Genomic DNA, 2638 nt, shown 5'->3' with positions numbered 1-2638 from the left:
TGCGGATTTCAGAATTACCGGACAGCGATTACGCTAAATCCCGGACAGCCGTTTCAGTAATTCCCGGACAGTTCGGGCACGGCTGATCCTCTGCCTGCAGTTATGTATCTGATAGCATCGTTTCGCGGTTTTTCACGTGGGTCAAGTTCTCGTTTTGATCTTTTCTGCGCATGCTGTCTCCCTTGAGATCGATACGGTGGGCGTTATGGACAATCCGGTCCAGGATGGCATCGGCAATTGTCGGTTCGCCGATCATGTCGTGCCAACCCGAGACGGGCAGTTGGGCGGTAATGATTGTAGAGCGCCTCTGATAGCGTTCCTCGAAGAGTTCGAGCAGATCGAGACGCTGCTGGTCGGTGAGCCCATGGGTGCCCCAGTCGTCGAGAATGAGCAGTTGGACGCGGGCCAGCTTGTCGACCAGCTTGGGGAACCGCCCATCGAGGCGCGCCATTGCCATATCTTCGAAGAGACGGGGCATGCGGACGTAGAGGACCGCGTGATCGAGGCGTGCGGCTTGATGTCCGAAGGCGCAGGCCAGCCAGGTTTTGCCGGTGCCCGTTTGGCCGGTAAGGATGATCTGCTCCTTGGCCTTGATCCATTCGCCTTGTGCCAGCGCGAGAACCTGACGGCGATCGAGGCCTCGGCTGGCGGCGAAGTTGGTATCTTCGATGCAGGCATTGGGGAAGCGCATCTTGGCGTTGCGCAGCCTGTTGGTGAAGCGTTTATCGGCTCTTGCCGAAGCTTCCCGATCGAGCATGAGCCCGAGCCATTCATTGCGATCGAGGGACTGACCCGGGTCCTGTTCGGCAAGGGCCTTCCAGGCGTCTGCCATGCCTGTCAGGCCAAGTGCGGCTATCTGGTCGAGGGTGGGATGTGTCAGCATGTGTTGATCCTTCTGTGCTGAGGGTTACTGGTAGTAGCCTGAGCCACGAATGTTGTCGTGGGCCGGCGTGGCGGTGATCGGGTCTGGCGGCTCCGGGGCCTGGTCCAGCCCGGTGACGAGGATGGAGCGCACCGAGGCATAGGAGACGGTTCCGACCGTCAGGGCGCGGTCGCAGGCAGCCTCCAACCTATCCGGCCCGAACTGGCGCTGCAGGCTGAGCACACCGAGGGCGGATCGGTATCCCTGTTCGGGATGTGGCCTGTCGCGCATCAGGCGCTCGACAAGTGCAGCTGTGTGGTAGCCGGTGCGTGCTGCGCGGGTGATGAGGCTTTCCGGCGTCATGCCGCCATAGCGCTGGTGCGCCTTGGGCATGTGTTCCTTTATCGTGGAATGACCGCCCCGCTGGCCGCGGCGGTGATGAACAGCAACGCGCTCGTGATTATGGAATATCTCGATCATGCGGTGGGTCAGGCGCACATCGACTTGTCGGCCGATCAGGCGGTAGGGCACGGAATAGAAGCTGTGCAGCACCTCAATATGGTAGTCAGGATGCACCTTGGCCTGCTTCCACTCCGCGTATTCGAAGGGCGTGTCTGGCAAGGGGCGCAGCGCCGCACGTTCGATCTCTTCGAAGAGGTCCTGTCGAGAGCGGCCCACCCGCCGCATGGTTCGCGCATTGATATCTGCGAGCAGCTCGGCAATGGCCACGTTCAGCGCCTCGACGGAAAAGAATTGCCGGTTGCGCAGCCGGGCCAGAATCCAGCGTTCCACGATCAGCACCGCGCCCTCGACCTTGCCCTTGTCGCGCGGCTTGCGCGGCCGCGTTGGCAACACGGTCGTGTCGTAATGCGTGGCCATGTCGGAGAAGGTCTTGGTGACCGACGGCTCGAACCAGAGCGGCTTGGCCACTGCCGCCTTGAGATTGTCGCACACGATCGCCTTGGGAACACCGCCAAAGAACTTCAGCGCACGAACCTGGGCATCGATCCAATCGGGCAGCTTCTGGCTGAGGCTGGCCCAGGCAAAGGTGTAATTGGAGGCGCCAAGCACGGCAACGAAGATCTGGGCGCGATGTTCCTGACCCGTCGCAGGGTCGATAACAGGAATGGTGTGGCCAGCGTAATCGGTCTGCATCACCGCACCAGCCTCATGGCGGTTGCGATACCGGGGACTTATCCGGCTCTCGAACTCCCTGTAACGCGCGCAGAACCACGTGTAGCCATAGCCGTCAGGATGGGCTGCCCGATACTCCTCCCAAAGCAGCAGCAACGTCACGCCCTTACGCTTCATCTCAGCCGCCATCTTTGGCCAATCAGGTTCCGTCAGGTCCCGCGGTGGGCGGCCAACGCGCTGGAACAGAACCTGCTTCAGCGTGGTATCATCATCCCGACCCTTGGGCAGCGGCCAGCAGTTCAGCCCCGCCTCCCGAGCCCGGTTCAGATAGGTCGCGACGGTCGTCTTGCTGAGCTTCAGACGCGCGGCAACCTCACGCGCCGAAAGCCCCTGTTCATGCGTCAGCCGCAGTATCGTTCGTATGTCTTGCACGGTCGTGCGCCTCGCTTGCTTCCGTCTCGGCATGGTCCCTCCCGGCCTTGTTCAAGACCGGCAGAATGCCGCGACGGTGCAGGCGAGGACCAACCGGCCCCAAGCCCTCCCGGAACTGTCCGGGAATTAGCGAAATCACTGTCCGGGATTTACCGAAACGCGTGTCCGGGAATTACTGAAATGCTTGTCCGGGATTTACCGAAACCCGCA

General features: G+C 61.3%; 2 protein-coding genes. Both read right to left on the bottom strand.

Annotated elements, in window-relative coordinates:
* Positions 1-100 precede the first annotated feature (100 nt).
* Positions 101-883, bottom strand: a complete 783-nt coding sequence (istB, locus tag C6W91_RS20905) for an IS21-like element helper ATPase IstB (protein ID WP_370571577.1) — start codon at positions 881-883, stop codon at positions 101-103.
* Positions 884-907: 24 nt separating this feature from the next.
* Positions 908-2461 carry an IS21 family transposase gene (gene istA / locus C6W91_RS20900; protein ID WP_370571576.1) on the bottom strand — a complete coding sequence of 518 codons (1554 nt, stop codon included), beginning with the start codon at positions 2459-2461 and terminating at the stop codon, positions 908-910.
* Positions 2462-2638: the final 177 nt, after the last annotated feature.

This window comes from Phaeobacter sp. SYSU ZJ3003, assembly GCF_041300735.1.
GTDB classification, from domain to species: Bacteria; Pseudomonadota; Alphaproteobacteria; order Rhodobacterales; family Rhodobacteraceae; genus Phycobacter; species Phycobacter gallaeciensis_A.
The sequence above is the reverse complement of the archived record's forward strand: the minus strand, read 5'-3'. Positions and strand labels throughout refer to the sequence as shown.